The organism is Pantoea sp. ACRSC, assembly GCF_022346785.1.
GTDB classification, from domain to species: domain Bacteria; phylum Pseudomonadota; class Gammaproteobacteria; order Enterobacterales; family Enterobacteriaceae; genus Pantoea; species Pantoea alvi.
The window spans coordinates 156,147-173,770 of the sequence record NZ_JAKRNN010000005.1 but is presented as its reverse complement, the minus strand read 5'-3'; the positions used below and the strand labels follow the sequence as shown (position 1 = coordinate 173,770).

The window sequence follows — 17,624 nt, the reverse complement described above, 5'->3', positions numbered from 1 at the left end:
GCCCTCTGCGTCGCGCTTCTCTTTCCTAAGGTTTCGCCATTCAGGATCTCAATATGAATGCATTGCGCAGAAAGTGGCAGAGTTTGCCGCGCGGCGTCGTGGTGCTGTTAACCGCGCTGGTTATCTACGTTCCGCTGTCGTTTATCGTTATCCAGAGTTTTTTATCCGCCCCCTTTTTTGTGCCGTCAAAAGCGTGGAGCCTGGAAGCATTTGAATTTATTTTTACCGATCCCGACTTCTATAAAGCGCTGAAAAGTGGCTTTATTCTCGCCTTTGGGCTGGTAATCATCGCTATTCCGCTGGGCGGCATTCTGGCGTTTCTGATGGTGCGTACCGACCTGCCGGGCAGACGTATTATCGAGCCGCTGATCCTGGTGCCGATCTTTGTCTCGCCGATGGTGCTGGGCTTCGGCTATGTGGTGGCTGCCGGGCCGGTCGGCTTCTTCTCGCTGTGGGCGCAGTCTCTGCTGGGCTTTGTGCCGTGGAATATCTACGACATGTCGAGCATCGTGGTGATTGCCGGGCTGACGCACGTTCCCCACGCCTATCTCTATATCTCCTCAGCGCTGCGCAGCGTGGGATCGGATGTAGAGGAGGCGGCGCGCATCGCCGGCGCCTCGCCGCTGCAGGTGATGACGGCGGTGAGCCTGCCGATGGTGCGCCCCTCTATCCTCTATGCCGTGGTACTGCTGTTTTTCCTCGGGCTGGAGGTGTTCGGCCTAATGCTGGTGCTGGGCGATCCCGAAGGCAACATGGTGCTGGCGACCTATCTCTATCAGCTGACCAACAAGCTCGGCACCCCCTCCTATCACCTGATGGCTGCGGTGGCGGTGGTGCTGATCTGCATCACCATTCCGCTGGTGATGCTGCAGCGCCGCCTGATGCGCACCGCCAACCGCTTCGTGACCCTTAAGGGCAAAGCATCCCAGGCGCGCGCGCTGCCGCTGGGGAAATGGCGCTGGGTGGCGGGCGCGGTGGTGGCGTTCTGGCTGACGGTAACCATCGGCGTGCCGCTGCTGGGCGTGGTGCTGCGCGCCTTTATCTCTAACTGGGGCGTCGGCGTCTCGCTGTGGGACGAGCTGTCGATTAAAACCTTCCAGACCATCTGGGCGCAGCCGAACCTGCTGCGCGCCATCGTCAACTCAATGGCAATTGGCGTTATCGGCGGCGCGCTGGCGGTGGGATGCTACCTGTTTATCGGCATCGCCATGCACCGCAAGCCCGACAATACCACGCGCTTTCTCGACTACAGCGTGCTGGTGCCGCGCGCGGTGCCGGGACTGCTGGCGGGTCTGGCCTTTCTCTGGGTCTTTTTGTTCCTGCCGCTGTGGCTGGACAACTCGCTTAAATCGGGCTGGCTTTCCGATTTCGCCTGGTCGCAGTGGCTGCGCGATAACCTGATCGTCTGGCTGCGCTCGCTGCGCAGCACCATCTTCAGCGTCTGGCTGGCCTACACGGTGGTATGGATGGCCTATGGCCTGCGGCTCATCTCCTCAACCTTGCTGCAGGTGGGCCCGGAACTGGAAGAGGCGGCGCGCAGCACCGGCGCCACGCGCGGACAAATTACGCGCCACGTCACCATCCCGCTCTCGCGCTACGGCCTGATCGGCTCATGGCTGCTGATGTTCCTGATTTTCGAACGCGAATACTCCACCGGCGTTTATCTGCTTTCCCCCGGCACGGAAACCATCGGCTCGATGCTGGTTTCCCTGTGGGCCGCAGGCGCGATCGATATTGTCGCCGCGCTCTCGTTTATTAACATCCTGCTGGTGGTGGTGGGTCTGGGTATCGCCCTGCGATTTGGAGTGAAATTACATGATTGAATTATCAGTAGAAAACCTGCATTTAACCTATGGCGACAACCCGGTTTTAAAAGGGGTCTCCATGAATTTGCAGCGCGGCGAAGTGGTTTCACTGCTTGGGCCGTCCGGCAGCGGTAAAACCACGCTGCTGCGCGCCGTTGCCGGGCTGGAAAAGCCGACGCAGGGCAGTATCGTTATTGGCAAAAATCAGGTGTATGCCGGGACGCCGCGCAGTGAGATCCCGGCGGAAGAGCGCAACCTCGGGCTGGTGTTTCAGTCCTACGCGCTCTGGCCGCATAAAACGGTGTTCGAAAATGTGGCCTATCCGCTGAAGCTGCGTAAGGTCGCTTCCGCGGAGATTAATCAGCGGGTGCAGGACGTACTTACCCAGCTGGGGCTGGGCCATCTGGGCAAGCGCCATCCGCATCAGCTCTCGGGCGGACAGCAGCAGCGCGTTGCCATTGGCCGCGCGCTGGTTTACAACCCGCCGGTGATCCTGCTGGATGAGCCGCTGTCGAACCTCGACGCCAAGCTGCGGGAAGAGGCGCGCGTTTTCCTGCGTGAGCTGATCATCAAGCTGGGCCTGTCGGCGCTGATGGTGACCCACGACCAGAACGAGGCGATGGCGATTTCCGACCGCATCCTGCTGCTGAATAACGGCAAGATCGAGCAGCAGGGCACGCCGCAGGAGATGTACGGCGCGCCCAAAACCCTGTTTACCGCCGAGTTTATGGGCAGCAACAACCGGCTGCACGGAACCGTCGCCGAGCTGCGTGACGGTAAAGCGCGCATTACGGGCAAAGGCTGGAGCCTGTGGGGCAGAGCGGGAGAGGGGGTGCAGCAGGGCCAGGAGGCGACGGCGGTGATCCGCGTAGAGCGCGTAAGGCTGGTTGACGGGCCGGGCGAGAATCAGCTGGCGCTGCCGCTGGTTACCAGCATGTATCTCGGCGATCGCTGGGAGTATCTGTTCCGCACCGCGGGGGACGATTTTGCTATTCGCGCCTACGGCAATGAGGTGCGCGATCCGCAGCATTGCCATCTGGCGCTGCCTGAAAACCATCTGTGGATCTTTCCAAAGGCGTAACGCTGAGGGCGGCCTGCGCCGCCCTCGTTGTTTTCACTTACTCCTCCGCCAGAAACAGCTCCAGCAGCGAGTTCAAAAACAGCTTTCCTTTATCCGTTATCTGCCAGTGCGTGGCGCTCTCCGCCACGTAGCCAGCGGCGATCGCCGCATCCATCTGCGGGCGAATCGTCTGCTCGCTCAGGCCGGTATAGCGCGCAAACTCCTCACGCGGCGCCGCTTCCAGCAGGCGGAAGCGGTTCATAAAGTACTCGAACGGCTTCTCAACGTCAGCGACCTCATACTGCTTCTCCTGATAGCGCCCCTGCATAAAGCCGCGCGGATGACGCGTCTTCACGGTGCGCACGATGCGGCCGTCCGGCTGGGTCAGCTTGCCGTGCGCGCCGCAGCCGATGCCGAGGTAGTCGCCAAAGCGCCAGTAGTTAAGGTTATGCTCGCAGCGGTAGCCCGGCTTCGCGTAGGCGGAGGTCTCATACTGCTGATAGCCGGCGGCGGTCAGCAGGCGATCCCCTTGCTCGAAAATATCCCACAGCGCGTCGTCGTCCGGCAGCGTCGGCGGGCGTGAACCGAACAGCGTATTCGGCTCAATAGTCAGCTGATACCAGGAGAGATGCGGCGGATTAAGCGCGATCGCCTGCTTCAGGTCGCTTAGCGCCTCTTCCAGCGACTGATCGGGCAGGCCGTGCATCAGGTCGAGGTTAAAGCTGCGCAGATGCAGCCCTTCCGCCAGCTGCGCGGCGCGCTTCGCCTCGTCCGGGCCGTGAATGCGTCCCAGCCGCGTCAGCTTCTGCGGGTCGAAGCTCTGCACGCCGATAGAGATACGGTTAATGCCCGCCAGCTGATAGGCGCTGAAGCGGTCCGCCTCCACGGTGCCGGGATTGGCCTCCATGGTGATCTCCGCATCCGCCGCCAGCGGCAGCCGCGCGCGCACGCCATCCATCAGCAGCTGCATCGCCTCGCCGCTCAGCAGGCTGGGCGTGCCGCCGCCGATAAAAATGGTGCGCACCTCGCGCCCGTGGGTCAGCGGCAGGTCATTTTCCAGATCGCGCAGCAGGTGCTGCACATACTCGACGTGCGGCACCTCGCCTTTTAACGCATGGGAGTTGAAGTCGCAGTAGGGGCACTTCTGCACGCACCACGGAATATGGATGTAGAGACTTAACGGCGGTAAATCAGGCATTGCGCATCGCTTCCAGCAGCAGCGTCAATGCTTTGCCTCGATGAGAAACCGCGCCTTTTTCCGTTTTGCTCAGCTCAGCGGCGGTTTTGCCCAGTTCGGGCACGTAAAAGATGGGATCGTAGCCGAAGCCGCCTTCGCCAGCGGCGGAGCGGGTGATTTCGCCCGCCCAGCTGCCGTGAAACACCAGCGGCGTCGGATCTTCCGCATGGCGCAGATAGACCAGCACGCAGTGGAACTGCGCCTGACGTTCGCCATCCGGCACCGCTTCCAGCGCCTTCAGCAGTTTCTCAAGGTTCTCCCGATCGCTGGCGGATTCACCCGCGTAGCGCGCCGAATAGATGCCAGGCGCGCCGCCCAGCGCATCCACCGCCAGACCTGAATCGTCGGCGATGGCGGGGAGGCCGGTGATCTGCGCGGCGTGGCGCGCTTTCAGAATGGCGTTTTCGATAAAGGTCAGGCCGGTCTCTTCTGCCGACTCTACCCCCAGATCGGTTTGCGCCACGATATCCAGGCCAAAGGCGGAGAGCAGATCCGCCAGTTCACGTACCTTGCCGGGATTACCGGTAGCGAGCACAACTTTTTGCATAGCAGTTCCAGTCATATTTACAGCAGAAACCAGAGGCCTGGAAACAGATCCATACCCAGGAAGTTCAGGGCGTAGAGCACCAGAATGACAATCATCGCAGAGAAGTCGATGCCGCCCATCGCAGGCAGAATGCGGCGAATCGGCGCCATCAGCGGTTCAGTCAGCTGCACCAGCACGTAGTCCAGCGGGCCACGGCCCTGGCTGATCCAGCTCATCAGCGAGCGAATAATGATCACCCAGAACACCAGATAGCCAGCGGATTTTACCAGCGAGAGCAGGCCGACCAGCAGGTTGGCCGGATCGACCGAGAAGGCGCCGACCTGGATCAGCAGCAGAATCGGGTATTTCAGCGTCGTCAGCACAAACGCCAGCAGCAGCGAGGCGGTATCGACCGGACCGATGGCCGGAATAATGCGGCGCAGCGGCTTAATGATCGGCTGAGTGATCTTCACGACAAACTGCGACAGCGGATTGTAGAAATCGCAGCGCGACCACTGCATCCAGATGCGCAGCAGCAGCACCATCACATACAGGTCGATCAGCGTTTTGACTAAAAACGTCAGTGTTAACATGAGGTTCCTCAATTATTGTTGTGGGTTGCGCGCGTAGTCCCGCGCGCCGAAAATCGCGGTGCCGATGCGCACCATGGTGCTGCCTGCGGCAATAGCCGCCTCCATGTCGTCGCTCATTCCCAGAGAAAGCGTATCGACGTCGGGAAAGCGCTGCTTTAGCTGGCGGAAGGCCTCGCCCATGCGCTGGCACACCGCCAGCTGACGCCCGTAGTCGCTCTCTGGCGCCGGGATCGCCATCAGGCCGCGCAGGCGCAGTTGCGGCAGCGCGGCGACCTGCTGCGCCAGTTCAGGCAAGGCCTCCAGCATGATGCCAGATTTGCTGTTTTCGTCACTGATATTTACCTGAATCAACACATTCAGCGGCGGCAGCGAGGCGGGACGCTGATCGTTCAGGCGCTGAGCGATCTTCAGGCGATCCACCGTATGACACCAGGCGAAATGCTCCGCGACCAGGCGGCTTTTATTCGACTGCAGCGGGCCGATGAAGTGCCACTCAACCTCTGGATGTGCGGCCAGCGCCGCAATCTTTTCAACCCCTTCCTGCACGTAATTTTCGCCAAAGGCGAGCTGGCCGGCGTTAATCGCCTCTTCGACCGCGCTCGCAGGTTTGGTTTTACTGACGGCAAGCAGCGTAACTTCTTCTGGATCGCGCCCGCATTGCGTTGCGGCAGCGCGGATTCGCTGACGCAGTTGCTGTAGGTTGTGCTGGATTGAGGTCATCGTCAGGAGGCTATCTATGGAGTTGGAAGAAATAGTGGCGCTTAGTGTAAAGCATAATGCCGCCGATCTGCACCTGTGCAGCGGAGATTCGCCGCGCTGGCGGCGCCACGGCAGGCTGGAGCGCATCCCCCATCTTGCGCCGCTGACGGCCGACTGGCTGGCGCGCGCTGCCGGGCGCTATCTCGACGCGCGTCAGCGCGAAGAGCTGGCGGCGCAGGGGCAAACCGACTTCGCCTTCTCGCTGGCTGACGGTCAGCGGCTGCGCGCCAGTCTGTTTCGTCAGCGGCAGGGGCTGTCGCTGGCGCTGCGCACCCTGGCGACCCGCTGCCCGACGCTGGAGAGCCTGCGCCTGCCGCCCGTGTTGCCCTGCTGGCTGCGGCTGGAGGATGGGCTGATTCTGGTAACCGGCGCCACCGGCAGCGGCAAATCCACTACGCTTGCGGCGATGGTCGACGCCATCAATCGTCAGCAGGCGAAGCACATTATTACCCTGGAAGATCCTATTGAGTTCATCCACCAGAGCCAGCGATCGCTGATCCAGCAGCGCGAGATCGGCGCGCACTGCGCCTCGTTCAGCCTCGGGCTGCGCGCCGCGCTGCGTGAAGATCCCGACGTTATTCTGCTGGGCGAGCTGCGCGACAGCGACACCATTCGCCAGGCGCTTACCGCCGCCGAAACCGGCCATCTGGTGCTCGCCACGCTGCACACGCGCGGCGCGGCGCAGGCGATAGATCGTCTGGTGGATGTCTTTCCGGCCGAGGAGAAAAATCTGGTGCGCGCCCAGCTGGCGGGCAGCCTGAAGGCGGTAATCGCGCAGAAGCTGGCGGCGGCGCGAGACGGCGGACGCATTGGGCTGTTTGAAGTGCTGGTCGCCACGCCCGCTGTGGCGAACCTGATCCGCGACGGCAAGATGCATCAGATCGGCGCGCTGCTGCAAACCGGCGCGCAGGCCGGGATGCAAACCTTCGCGCAGAGCCTGCTGGCGCGGCAGCGGGAAGGGCTGATCGCAGCGGAGCCAGGCGAGTGCTGCGCGGAAGTCAGTGGGTTTCGAACCAGTCCTGCAGAATAATCGCCGCCGACTGCGAATCCACCGAGCCTTTATTCAGCGCGCGATAGCCGCCGCGCTCGAACAGGCCGGCACGCGCTTCTACCGTGCTAAGGCGCTCATCCTGCAGCTCGACGCGCACGCCGAAGCGCCCGTGCAGCCGGCTGGCGAACTTGCGCGCGCGCGCGGTAAGCGGCTGCTCGGTGCCGTCCATATTCAGCGGCAGGCCGACAACCACAAAATCAGGCTGCCACTCTTTCAGCAGGCGCTCTATCTGCAGCCAGTCCGGGGTACCGTCCTGCGCTTTCAGCGCGGCGAGAGGTCGCGCACTGCCGGTCAGCTGCTGGCCGACCGCCACGCCGATGCTTTTGGTGCCGAAGTCGAAGCCCAGCAAGGTTTGCGTCGACATCAGGCGTGTCCCGCATCGCTGGCGATGCTGTGAATATCGATGCCGATGCTGCGTGCCGCTTCGCGCCAGCGATCGGCAATCGGCGTCTGGAACAGAATATTGCTGTTGGCGGGGGTGGTAAGCCAGGCGTTCTCCAGCAGCTCGTTTTCCAGCTGATCTTTCTCCCAGGCGCAGTAGCCCAGCGCCACCAGCACATGCTCCGGCTGCGAAGCGGTGCCGAGCGACTCCAGCACGTCGCGGGATGTGGTGATCACCGTGGTGTCGGAAATGCGGATGCTGGAAGAGAAGATGCGCTGGGCGGAGTGAAGAATAAAGCCGCGATCCTCAGCCAGCGGGCCGCCGCTGAAAACCGGTTTGTCCAGGCGGATCGCGGGGTCGCGCTCGCCTGACGTGATTTTCAGCTTCTTTAAAATGCCTTCGACCGTCAGATTTTCCATTGGCTTGTTGATAATCAAACCCATCGCGCCTTCTTCATTGTGCTCGCAGATATAGACCACGGAGCGTTTGAAAAAGGGATCCTGTAGGGAAGGCATGGCAATCAAAAAATGATGCTGTAAATTCATTCTCACTCGATGTACCAAAATAGCCGGCGCGAGTCTGCGCCGGTTTGGGTTGATCACGGAGCCTGGCTCCAGGGTCATGCTCAGCCCAGACGCTTCTCGATAGCGTCCATCAACATACCGGTGATGGAGATCGGGAATGCGGCTTCAATTTCACGCACGCAGGTCGGGCTGGTGACGTTCACTTCCGTGAGTTTATCACCAATGATATCCAGGCCGACAAAAATCAGTCCTTTTGCTTTCAGCGTCGGGCCGACGCGGCGGGCAATTTCCCAGTCGCTTTCGCTCAGCGGGCGCGCTTCACCGCGGCCGCCAGCGGCCAGGTTGCCGCGCGTTTCGCCGCCCTGCGGGATGCGCGCCAGGCAGTAAGGCACCGGCTCGCCGTCCACGACCAGCACGCGCTTGTCGCCCTCTTTAATGGCTGGCAGATAGTTCTGCGCCATACAGAAGAACTGGCCGTGGTTGGTCAGCGTCTCGGTGATCACGCCAAAGTTCGGGTCGTCCTGCTTTACGCGGAAAATCGACGCGCCGCCCATGCCGTCCAGCGGCTTCATAATAATGTCGCCGTGCTCCTGCCAGAAGGCGCGCAGTTTCTCTTTGCTGCGCGTCACCAGCGTATCTGGCGTGAACTCAGAGAACCAGGCGGTATAGAGCTTCTCGTTACAGTCGCGCAGGCTCTGCGGCTTGTTAACGATCAGCGTGCCTTGCTCTTCGGCGCGCTCCAGAATATAGGTGGCGTAGATAAACTCCGTGTCGAACGGCGGATCCTTACGCATCAGAACCACGTTGAGATCGGCCAGCTTAATCTCCTGCTCGCTGCCGAACTCATACCATTTATCATAGTTCTGATCGACGCTCAGCAGGCGAGTGCGTGCGTAAGCGACGCCGCCGCGCAGCGAGAGGTCGGCCATCTCCATATAGTGAATTTCGTAACCGCGGCGCTGTGCTTCCAGCAACATGGCGAAGCTGGTGTCTTTTTTAATGTTGATGGACGCGATTGGGTCCATCACGATGCCTAGCTTAATCATTATTCTCTCCTCAGAGAGGCGGTTTTTTCCGCCTCGTTCTGTGCGGTCAGCGCAGGCTGACCAGTCAGGACGCCAGTAAGTGCTGCGCGCGTCTTAATATAACCCCTGATTATTCCCTAGCCGAGATCGCCAAACCTCACCTGGAGTGCCGTAATCGCGGTCAGCGCGGTGGTTTCCGTGCGTAAAACGCGCGGGCCGAGCAAAATATCGGTAAAACCGTGCTCGCCCGTCATCGCGATCTCCTCGGCGCTCAGGCCGCCTTCGGGGCCGATAAGCAGGCGAACCCGCTCAACCGGCTGCGGCAGCGTATTAATGCTCTGCTGCGCGCGCGGATGCAGATTAAGCTTCAGGCTGTCGTCAGCCTCGGCGCACCAGGCCTCCAGCGTCATCGCCGGGCGGATTTCCGGCACACGGTTGCGGCCGCACTGTTCGCAGGCGGCGATAGCGATCTTTTGCCACTGCTGAAGTTTTTTCGCCAGTCGTTCGGCATCCAGCTTAACGCCGCAGCGTTCCGAAAAGAGGGGCGTTATCACGCTCACGCCCAGTTCAATCGATTTCTGGATAGTGAACTCCATCTTTTCGCCGCGCGACATCACCTGGCCGAGATGCAGAAACAGGGGAGACTCACGATCGTCGGGCTGGCCTTCAAGGACTCTTACTTTTACACGCTTTTTATCTACAAGAGTGATCTCTGCCGCAAAAGTCAGATTAGTGCCATCAAAGAGCGCCAGACGCTGGCCGCTGGTCATACGCAGAACGCGCCCAACGTGGTTAGAGGCGTCTTCGTCCAGCGCGATCTCGCTGCCGCTGGTTAAAGGTTCGGAATGATAAATGCGAGGTATGCGCATACAGGCCCTGAAAGCTGAGCGCCGCGCACCCGGCGCGGCAATATCGAGAAGACGTTAGTGTAGGGCAGTGATTTTAACGCTGGCAAGCCTGCTGCACATAAGGATTATGATTGCCCTGCGCGCGCGCGATACGCTGGTCGCGTTCGCACTCCCAGCTGGAGACCGGATAGAGCTTGTTCCAGACGGTGAATAGCTGGGTCTGCTGGCGCGACAGGCGCAGATGGTACTGGTCGCGCATATAGAAGTAGGTGCGCGCAATGGCGCCGCGCGCGCGGGCGGGCGGCTCGGCCTGCTTGTTCTTGAAGTCTACCTTCATGGCGCACTGGCCATACTGCTGTTCGCCGCCGTTCCACTGGCTGTAGGCGAAGTTGCCGCGGTCGCCGTTCACCTCGCCGATGGCGGGCTGCAGGTTATGCAGATCGCTTTCGATGCGGCGATAGTCGGCATCTTTGCTGCAGTTTTTGCGGCCGCCGTTCTGCCAGCACTGACGCTGGTGGCCAAACTCCCAGGCGGGCATGACATGCTCCCACTCGATGCGTCCGGCGCGGTTGGCGTTTTTACGCACCTGATAGCCGCAGCTGTTGAGATCGGGAATGCCTTTTTTACCCTGCCAGCTGATTTTACAGCCGCAGTAGAAAGAGCCGGGCGCGTCGGCGTTGATCGCCGCAGCGAAGGTTTTCGCCTGCTGAAAGTTATTTTGATGGTAGTTGTTCAGCGCGATCGCCTGGGCGGCAAGAGGGCAGAGCAGCAGCGCGACGGCGCAGATCATTTTGCGAGACATGATGCAATTTTTCTCAGTCGGTAAAAAAGGGCGGCAGGGTAGCAGAATGGCGCCGCGAGCGGAATGGGAATTGCCCTCAGGCTGGCGAATAGTCGCCCGGTTTTAGCAGGCTTTTGCAGCGCACGCAGCGGTATTCGCTTTCGCCGCGCAGCACGCGGTTATGGCGGCGTAGGGTAAGATGATGCTGCTGGCATCCACAGCGGTAGGGAAAGGTGGCGGCACGCACCGAGGCGATCTCGAACTGATGGGTGCGGCGCGCGGGTACGCCAAGCACCTCCTGCATCATCCACTTCCACTCTTTGCCGTGCGGCGGCACGCGGCCAAAGACTTTCCAGACCAGCAGATGGGCCAGCTCGTGCGGCACCACTTCCTCAATAAACGCCTGCTGATTTTCCAGCAGCAGCACCGGATTAAGGCGAATTTCCCACTTCTCCAGCCAGGCGGTGCCGGCCGCCGTGCCGCGCTGCTGGTAGACCAGCGTCGGTTCGGCAAAAGGGCGCTCCAGCCTGTCGCTGGCAAGCTGTAAAAAATGGCGCAGCGAGCGCATAACGGCCTGCTGGAGGGCGATGGGAAGTCGGGGCGTTTTCATGGCGGAAAGCATAGGCGGCGAGAGGGAAGAACTCAATCAAATAAAAAAGGCGGGCTGCAAGGCCCACCTTTTTGTGCAGTGCGGGTGAGATGGTCCGATCGCAAAGACGCAAAAAGCGGCATCCTTGCCCGCTCGGCCCGCGACATCTCTGTCGCGGGACGCTTTGCTCTTCGGACCATCTCACCCGCTTGCGAGCATGGTTGCGCGCTGTTGGAGGCGAGCGTACCCGCCTGAGTACTTAGTTGTTTGAACCGATGTCGCGCAGTTTCTTGCCGGACATCAGGTTGCGCTCGATATGCTCCAGCGAGACGTTTTTGGTCTCTGGAATCAGCATCAGGGTCAGCACAATAAAGAAGACGTTCAGCAGCGCATAGACCCAGAAGGTGTTCGCGTTGCCCAGCGTATTCAGCATGGTGAGGAAGGTCGCGCCGACAATCATATTGGCGATCCAGTTGGTCGCGGTCGAAACGGTAATACCGAAGTCGCGGCCTTTCAGCGGCTGGATCTCCGAGCACAGCACCCAAATCAGCGGGCCGGCGCTCATGGCGAAGCCGACGATAAACATCAGCAGCATGGCGATAGCGAAGTACTGCGCGCCTTGCGAGTGAATGCCCATATGCAGCATGGTGCCCAGTACGCCCATACCCGCTGCCATCACCAGGAAGCCCAGGATCAGGGTCGGCTTACGGCCCCAGCGGTCTACCAGACCGATGGCGATAAAGGTCGCCAGCACGTTGACCAGGCCAACGATAACGGTGCCCCACATCTGCTCGGTGGTATTGGTAAAGCCGGCAATTTCAAAAATCTTCGGCGCGTAGTACATGATGACGTTCATACCGGTGAACTGCTGCATTACCTGCAGCAGCACGCCGAGGAACACCGCGCGGCGGAAATTGCTGTTGCCCTGGAACAGCTGCCAGCCGGACTGCTTGATCTTCAGGCTCTCGCGGATCTCTTCCAGCTCGCGTTTCGCCTGCTCGCTGGTGTCGCGCAGACGATCCAGCACGCGCTGGGCGTCGCGGAAGTCGCCTCTGGCCGCCAGCCAGCGCGGGCTGTTGGGCAGGAACATAACGCCTACCAGCAGCAGCACCGCCGGAATGGTGATGATGCCGAGCATCCAGCGCCAGTCGCCGGACGCGCTAAAGGCGGTGTCGGAGAGATAGGCGCCAAGAATACCGATCGTAATCATCAGCTGATAGAGCGAAATCATCGAGCCGCGGATTTTTTCCGGCGCGATTTCAGACAGGTAGAGCGGCGCGGTATAAGAGGCAACGCCGACGGCGAGACCCAGCACCACGCGTGCGACGATCAGCATTTCCGGGTTCGGCGCCATAGCGGACCACAGCGAACCGATAACAAACAGAATAGCGCCCGCCATCAGGCTCTTTTTACGACCGAGACGCGACGACATCCAGCCGGAGCCGACCGCGCCGACCGCGGCGCCGAACATCATGGAGCTAACGATCCACTCCTGCTGGTGTGCGGTAACGTTAAAGTCTTTAGCGATAAACGGCAGCGCGCCCGCGATAACGCCGATATCGAGTCCAAATAACAGCCCTGCGAGAGCCGCAAGAAAGCAGACAAACAAGGTCATCGCCTTGTTTGAGGTTCTGCTTTTGTGAGTGTTGCCAGGCATTTTGCCTCCGAGTTTATCAATCATTGTTGTTATCTAATGTTAAAAAACCTCTTTCGGGGAAAAAGTGATAGCGATCACGCTGATGTAATCGCTTACACACGCCGAAACCCTGAAATTCAGCATATTCAGCCCGAAAAGGTTAAGTAACCAGTAAGGTATAGCACTTGTTAAGTTTCCGACATGGCGTCAATTATCGGCTATCAGAGGACGCTGAAAATAACGCATTTTCAGCCGAATAACCACGGAGGTTAAATCCTAAATAACAGATTATTAAAGCGTTTCAATTTGTAATCGGTATCACGCTTGCCGTTGACGAGTCTGAGAAGTGTAGTTGAGAAAAGAAAATGTGCTGAGCAGGGCGCAGGGCGGGGAGAAAAGGCGCTAAAAAACAAGGCTCTCCCCCTGTTACAGAGGAGAGCCTCAGAAGAGAAACCTTACAGGCCCGCAGCTTCGCGCAGCTGAGCGGCCTTGTCGGTTTTTTCCCACGGGAAGTGTTCGCGACCGAAGTGGCCGTAAGCGGCGGTCTCTTTATAGATCGGCTGCAGCAGGTCCAGCATCTGGATCAGGCCGTAAGGGCGCAGGTCGAAGAACTCGCGCACCAGCAGGGTCAGCTGTTCGGTTGAGATCTTCTCGGTGCCGAAGGTTTCCACCATGATAGAGGTCGGCTCCGCTACGCCGATAGCGTAGGAGACCTGAATCTCGCAGCGGTCAGCCAGGCCGGCGGCAACGATGTTTTTCGCCACGTAGCGTGCTGCGTAGGCAGCGGAACGGTCAACCTTCGAGGGATCCTTGCCGGAGAAAGCGCCGCCGCCGTGGCGCGCCATGCCGCCGTAGGTATCAACGATGATTTTACGTCCGGTCAGGCCGCAGTCGCCCATCGGGCCGCCAATAACGAAGCGGCCGGTCGGGTTGATATGGTATTTGGTGCTGGCGTTGATCCACTCGGCTGGCAGCACCGGCTTGATGATCTCTTCCATGACCGCCTCGCGCAGGGTGGCCTGCTCGATATCTTCCGCATGCTGGGTTGACAGCACCACCGCGTCGATGCCGACAATTTTGCCCGCGTCGTACTGGAAGGTGATCTGGCTTTTCGCATCGGGACGCAGCCACGGCAGCGTGCCGTTTTTACGCACTTCAGACTGGCGCTGCACCAGACGGTGCGCATAGGTTACCGGCGCCGGCATCAGCACGTCGGTTTCGTTGGTGGCGTAGCCGAACATCAGCCCCTGGTCGCCCGCGCCCTGCTCCAGCGGGTCGGTGCGGTCAACGCCCTGATTAATATCAGGCGACTGCTTGCCGATGGCGCTCAGTACGGCGCAGGAGTTGGCGTCAAAGCCCATATCGGAATGGACATAACCGATTTCACGTACGGTATTGCGGGTGATCTCTTCGATATCGACCCATGCGCTGGTGGTGATCTCACCGCCGACCAGCACCATACCGGTTTTTACGTAGGTTTCGCAGGCCACGCGCGCTTTGGGATCCTGCTCGAGGATGGCGTCCAGCACGGCGTCAGAAATCTGGTCGGCGATTTTATCAGGATGTCCTTCTGATACGGACTCGGACGTAAAAAGGTGTTTAGCCATTCTGTTCTTTACCTTACAAATGGTTTGAATTCGACTGCATAGCGTAAGTGAGGTGATCCTACTTGACGCCCCTTCAGGCAAAGCCGCGAGCAGTAAGAAGTGTCAGTAAGCCAGACGGAAACCGCCTGGATGTTAACCAGTTTAGATGGAAAACCATCTGGACGGCTATTTTAGGTTAAGGGGTGAGCGAAATGCCAGCCCTTTTTCTGTTTCCGCATTTTTCGGAAAAGCGGTGGCTGGCAAAAAAACGTGACGCTAAACGGCGGCAGACCAGCGAAACGCTTTGCAATTTTGCCCGTCAGGCGGTATAAAACGCCGCTGCTGCCTGACGCAGCCCTGAGGATGACGCCGCTGCGCGTAGCCACTGTCAGAGCCTCTCTGACGTTCGCCCAGATTGTTTCCACATGCGAAAACATGTGTGGAGGTGACAGAAGTAATGAACCACGCTTTACTCTCTTGCGGTTCTCTGCGCTTAACGGGCGCGCTGGCGTTCTCCTTTCCTGCCTATTCTACTCTTTTCCGACGTATCGCCTGTTGCGGTCATTCTCCCGACACGCGCGCCGGTTAACCTGTACCTTCTTAACTGACGCTTTACTGGCGTTCGCGCGTCGGTGAACGTCGTGATGCATTCGAGGTCCACTTATACGTTACGGGCCAGGGTGTTTTACACTTAGCTTTGTGCTTTTTTCACATTCCAACAGAAATTCGAGGTTCGTGATGTCTGGCGACATGAAGACTATCAAGGGTTCGTCAGCTGGCGAACAGGGTGTGCTCCGCTCAATGCAGGAGGTTGCAATGAACGACCAGGATGCCAGCAAAATGCTGCGTACCTATAACGTTGCCTGGTGGGGCAATAACTACTACGACGTTAACGAACGCGGTCACGTCAGCGTCTGTCCGAATCCGGACGAGCCGACGCTGCGCGTCGATCTGGCGAATCTGGTGAAAGAGCGCGAAGCCCAGGGCCAGCGTCTGCCTGCGCTGTTCTGCTTTCCACAAATCCTGCAGCATCGTCTGCGCTCCATTAACGCGGCGTTTAAACGCGCGCGCGAATCCTACGGCTACCGCGGCGACTATTTCCTGGTCTACCCGATTAAGGTCAACCAGCACAAGCGCGTGATCGAATCGCTGGTCAACTCCGGCGAGCCGCTGGGGCTGGAAGCGGGCTCTAAAGCGGAGCTGATGGCGGTGCTGGCGCACGCGGGCAAAACCCGTACGGTGATCGTCTGCAACGGCTACAAAGACCGTGAATATATCCGTCTGGCGCTGATTGGCGAAAAGCTCGGCCACAAAGTCTATCTGGTCATCGAGAAGATGACGGAAGTGCGTCTGGTGCTGGAAGAGGCCGAGCGTCTGAACGTGGTGCCGCGTCTCGGCATCCGCGCGCGCCTGGCGTCGCAGGGCTCCGGCAAATGGCAGTCAAGCGGCGGTGAAAAATCGAAGTTCGGCCTCTCGGCGTCGCAGGTGCTGCAGCTGGTGGAGATTATGCGCAACGCCGGCCGTCTCGACAGCCTGCAGCTGCTGCACTTCCATCTCGGTTCGCAGATGGCCAATATCCGCGATATCGCCACCGGGGTGCGCGAGTCGGCGCGCTTCTACGTTGAGCTGGCGAAGCTTGGCGTCAACATTAAATGCTTCGACGTCGGCGGCGGTCTGGGCGTCGATTATGAAGGCACCCGCTCGCAGTCCGACTGTTCGGTTAACTACGGTCTGAACGAGTACGCCAACAATGTTATCTGGGCGATTGGCGACGCCTGCGAAGAGCATGGTCTGGATCACCCGACGGTGATCACCGAGTCGGGCCGCGCCGTTACCGCGCACCATACCGTGCTGGTCTCCAACATTATCGGCGTAGAGCGTAACGAGTTCATCACGCCGCAGGCGCCGGAAGAGGATGCGCCGCGCCCGATCCTCAGCATGTGGGAAACCTGGCAGGAGATGCATGAACCTGACGTGCGTCGCTCGCTGCGCGAGTGGCTGCACGACAGCCAGATGGATCTGCACGATATCCACACCGGCTACGCCTCCGGCACCTACGATCTGACGCAGCGCGCCTGGGCGGAGCAGCTTTACCTGAGCATCTGCCACTATATTCAGCAACATCTCGATCCGAGCAACCGCGCGCACCGTCCGATTATCGACGAGCTGCAGGAGCGTATGGCGGACAAGATGTACGTTAACTTCTCGCTGTTCCAGTCGATGCCGGATGCCTGGGGCATCGATCAGCTCTTCCCGGTGCTGCCGCTGGAAGGGCTGAATAAAAAGCCGGAGCGCCGCGCGGTGCTGCTGGATATCACCTGCGACTCCGACGGCACCATCGATCACTACGTCGACGGCGACGGCATTGCCGCTACCATGCCAATGCCGGAATATGACCCGAAGAATCCGCCGATGCTCGGCTTCTTTATGGTCGGTGCCTATCAGGAGATCCTCGGCAATATGCATAACCTGTTCGGCGATACCGAGGCGGTCAACGTTTACGCGCGCGCGGGCGGTGAAGTCGAGGTTGAGCTGTCAGATGAGGGCGACACCGTGGCGGATATGCTGGAGTACGTGCAGCTTAACCCCGACGAGCTGATGACGCTGTTCCGTAATCAGGTTAAAGAGACCGATCTCGACGATGAGCTGCGCGCGCAGTTCCTGGAAGAGTTTGAAAGCGGCCTGTACGGCTATACCTACCTTGAAGATGAGTAACTAACGCTTCACGTCGGGCTCCGCCTGGGGCCCGGCAGCCTCTTTTCCCGCCTGCAATCTCCCTTTTTACCGGTTTTGTGAGCGCTATCACTTTTTCGCCCCGGTTAAGCTTCGTAAAGCCTCGCTTTATACCCTGGATTTACAACGTCGCTGAATTTTTCAGGAAAAACGAGGCGTTAGCGTTGGTCTTTGTTCAGAGCGTCTTGATCGTTAAATTTATTGCCTGTATGGCTGATAATTTTCAGGCTTATATATTACTAAATTTAAACAATATAACTAAAGCAGAATTAGGGGTGGGCGTTTTATTTCTGACGCTTTCTGGAAGCCGCGGCTGTTTTCGCTCCAGATAAAATTTATCAGCGAAAGTGATGTTTGTCGAAAGTGTATATATATTTTTGTCAATAAAAACATATGAGTAGATATTTTTGATTTCGTCAAGTCTGGAGTAGAGATTAATTTAAGGCATGTTTTATGATTTTTTTGGCAAAAAATATCTTATGTCAGCCT

At 59.2% G+C, this 17,624-nt stretch carries 16 protein-coding genes; 4 read left to right on the top strand and 12 right to left on the bottom strand.

The window, feature by feature from the left end; genetic code table 11:
- The first annotated feature begins 53 nt into the window (after nucleotides 1-53).
- Nucleotides 54-1,823: an iron ABC transporter permease gene (locus tag MHZ97_RS07965; RefSeq protein WP_103794733.1), complete on the top strand. Its 1,770-nt coding sequence runs from the start codon at nucleotides 54-56 to the stop codon at nucleotides 1,821-1,823.
- Nucleotides 1,816-2,886, top strand: a complete 1,071-nt coding sequence (locus tag MHZ97_RS07960) for an ABC transporter ATP-binding protein (RefSeq protein WP_239314268.1) — start codon at nucleotides 1,816-1,818, stop codon at nucleotides 2,884-2,886. Before MHZ97_RS07965 ends, MHZ97_RS07960 begins: the two co-directional genes overlap by 8 nt.
- A 37-nt stretch (nucleotides 2,887-2,923) precedes the next feature.
- Here the strand turns inward: MHZ97_RS07960 and hemW are convergent, their stop codons facing one another.
- Genes hemW through MHZ97_RS07940 form a run of 4 tightly spaced genes read right to left on the bottom strand, consistent with a single transcriptional unit; the run spans nucleotide 2,924 to nucleotide 5,941 of the window.
- A complete protein-coding gene (hemW, locus tag MHZ97_RS07955; protein ID WP_103794735.1) occupies nucleotides 2,924-4,063 on the bottom strand; it encodes a radical SAM family heme chaperone HemW in 1,140 nt (379 codons plus the stop codon).
- Entirely contained in the window at nucleotides 4,056-4,649 is a 594-nt protein-coding gene (locus MHZ97_RS07950; protein WP_239314267.1) for an XTP/dITP diphosphatase, read from the bottom strand. Before MHZ97_RS07950 ends, hemW begins: the two co-directional genes overlap by 8 nt.
- Nucleotides 4,650-4,666: 17 nt before the next feature.
- Nucleotides 4,667-5,221, bottom strand: coding sequence for a YggT family protein (locus MHZ97_RS07945; RefSeq protein ID WP_103794737.1), 555 nt, complete (start codon nucleotides 5,219-5,221; stop codon nucleotides 4,667-4,669).
- Between the two features lie 12 nt (nucleotides 5,222-5,233).
- The gene (locus MHZ97_RS07940) at nucleotides 5,234-5,941 is read right to left on the bottom strand and encodes a YggS family pyridoxal phosphate-dependent enzyme (protein ID WP_103794738.1); all 708 of its coding nucleotides are present in this window, start codon (nucleotides 5,939-5,941) and stop codon (nucleotides 5,234-5,236) included.
- 16 nt (nucleotides 5,942-5,957) lie between these two features.
- Here MHZ97_RS07940 and MHZ97_RS07935 point away from each other — a divergent pair, with 16 nt between their 5' ends.
- Nucleotides 5,958-7,010 carry a type IV pilus twitching motility protein PilT gene (locus MHZ97_RS07935; protein WP_103794739.1) on the top strand — a complete coding sequence of 351 codons (1,053 nt, stop codon included), beginning with the start codon at nucleotides 5,958-5,960 and terminating at the stop codon, nucleotides 7,008-7,010.
- On the opposite strand, the gene ruvX is transcribed toward MHZ97_RS07935, so the two are convergent.
- From ruvX to metK, 8 genes are all read right to left on the bottom strand, one after another.
- Nucleotides 6,979-7,395, bottom strand: a complete 417-nt coding sequence (gene ruvX, locus MHZ97_RS07930; protein ID WP_103794740.1) for a Holliday junction resolvase RuvX — start codon at nucleotides 7,393-7,395, stop codon at nucleotides 6,979-6,981. The genes MHZ97_RS07935 and ruvX overlap by 32 nt on opposite strands.
- Entirely contained in the window at nucleotides 7,395-7,958 is a 564-nt protein-coding gene (locus MHZ97_RS07925; protein WP_103794741.1) for a YqgE/AlgH family protein, read from the bottom strand. The genes ruvX and MHZ97_RS07925 overlap by 1 nt, the downstream gene beginning before the upstream one ends.
- Nucleotides 7,959-8,038: 80 nt before the next feature.
- The gene (gene gshB / locus MHZ97_RS07920; protein WP_103794742.1) at nucleotides 8,039-8,983 is read right to left on the bottom strand and encodes a glutathione synthase; all 945 of its coding nucleotides are present in this window, start codon (nucleotides 8,981-8,983) and stop codon (nucleotides 8,039-8,041) included.
- Between the two features lie 116 nt (nucleotides 8,984-9,099).
- Nucleotides 9,100-9,831, bottom strand: a complete 732-nt coding sequence (rsmE, locus tag MHZ97_RS07915) for a 16S rRNA (uracil(1498)-N(3))-methyltransferase (protein WP_103794743.1) — start codon at nucleotides 9,829-9,831, stop codon at nucleotides 9,100-9,102.
- Nucleotides 9,832-9,904: 73 nt separating this feature from the next.
- A complete protein-coding gene (gene endA / locus MHZ97_RS07910; RefSeq protein WP_239314266.1) occupies nucleotides 9,905-10,612 on the bottom strand; it encodes a deoxyribonuclease I in 708 nt (235 codons plus the stop codon).
- Nucleotides 10,613-10,688: 76 nt separating this feature from the next.
- A complete protein-coding gene (locus MHZ97_RS07905) occupies nucleotides 10,689-11,201 on the bottom strand; it encodes a SprT family zinc-dependent metalloprotease (RefSeq protein WP_103794745.1) in 513 nt (170 codons plus the stop codon).
- A 238-nt stretch (nucleotides 11,202-11,439) separates the two neighbouring features.
- Entirely contained in the window at nucleotides 11,440-12,837 is a 1,398-nt protein-coding gene (locus MHZ97_RS07900; RefSeq protein WP_103794860.1) for a sugar porter family MFS transporter, read from the bottom strand.
- Nucleotides 12,838-13,271: 434 nt separating this feature from the next.
- Entirely contained in the window at nucleotides 13,272-14,423 is a 1,152-nt protein-coding gene (metK, locus tag MHZ97_RS07895) for a methionine adenosyltransferase (protein ID WP_103794746.1), read from the bottom strand.
- 717 nt (nucleotides 14,424-15,140) lie between these two features.
- Here metK and speA point away from each other — a divergent pair.
- Nucleotides 15,141-17,117 (top strand): biosynthetic arginine decarboxylase, encoded by a 1,977-nt coding sequence (gene speA, locus MHZ97_RS07890; RefSeq protein WP_239314265.1) that lies wholly within the window; start codon nucleotides 15,141-15,143, stop codon nucleotides 17,115-17,117.
- The last annotated feature ends 507 nt before the right edge of the window (nucleotides 17,118-17,624 follow it).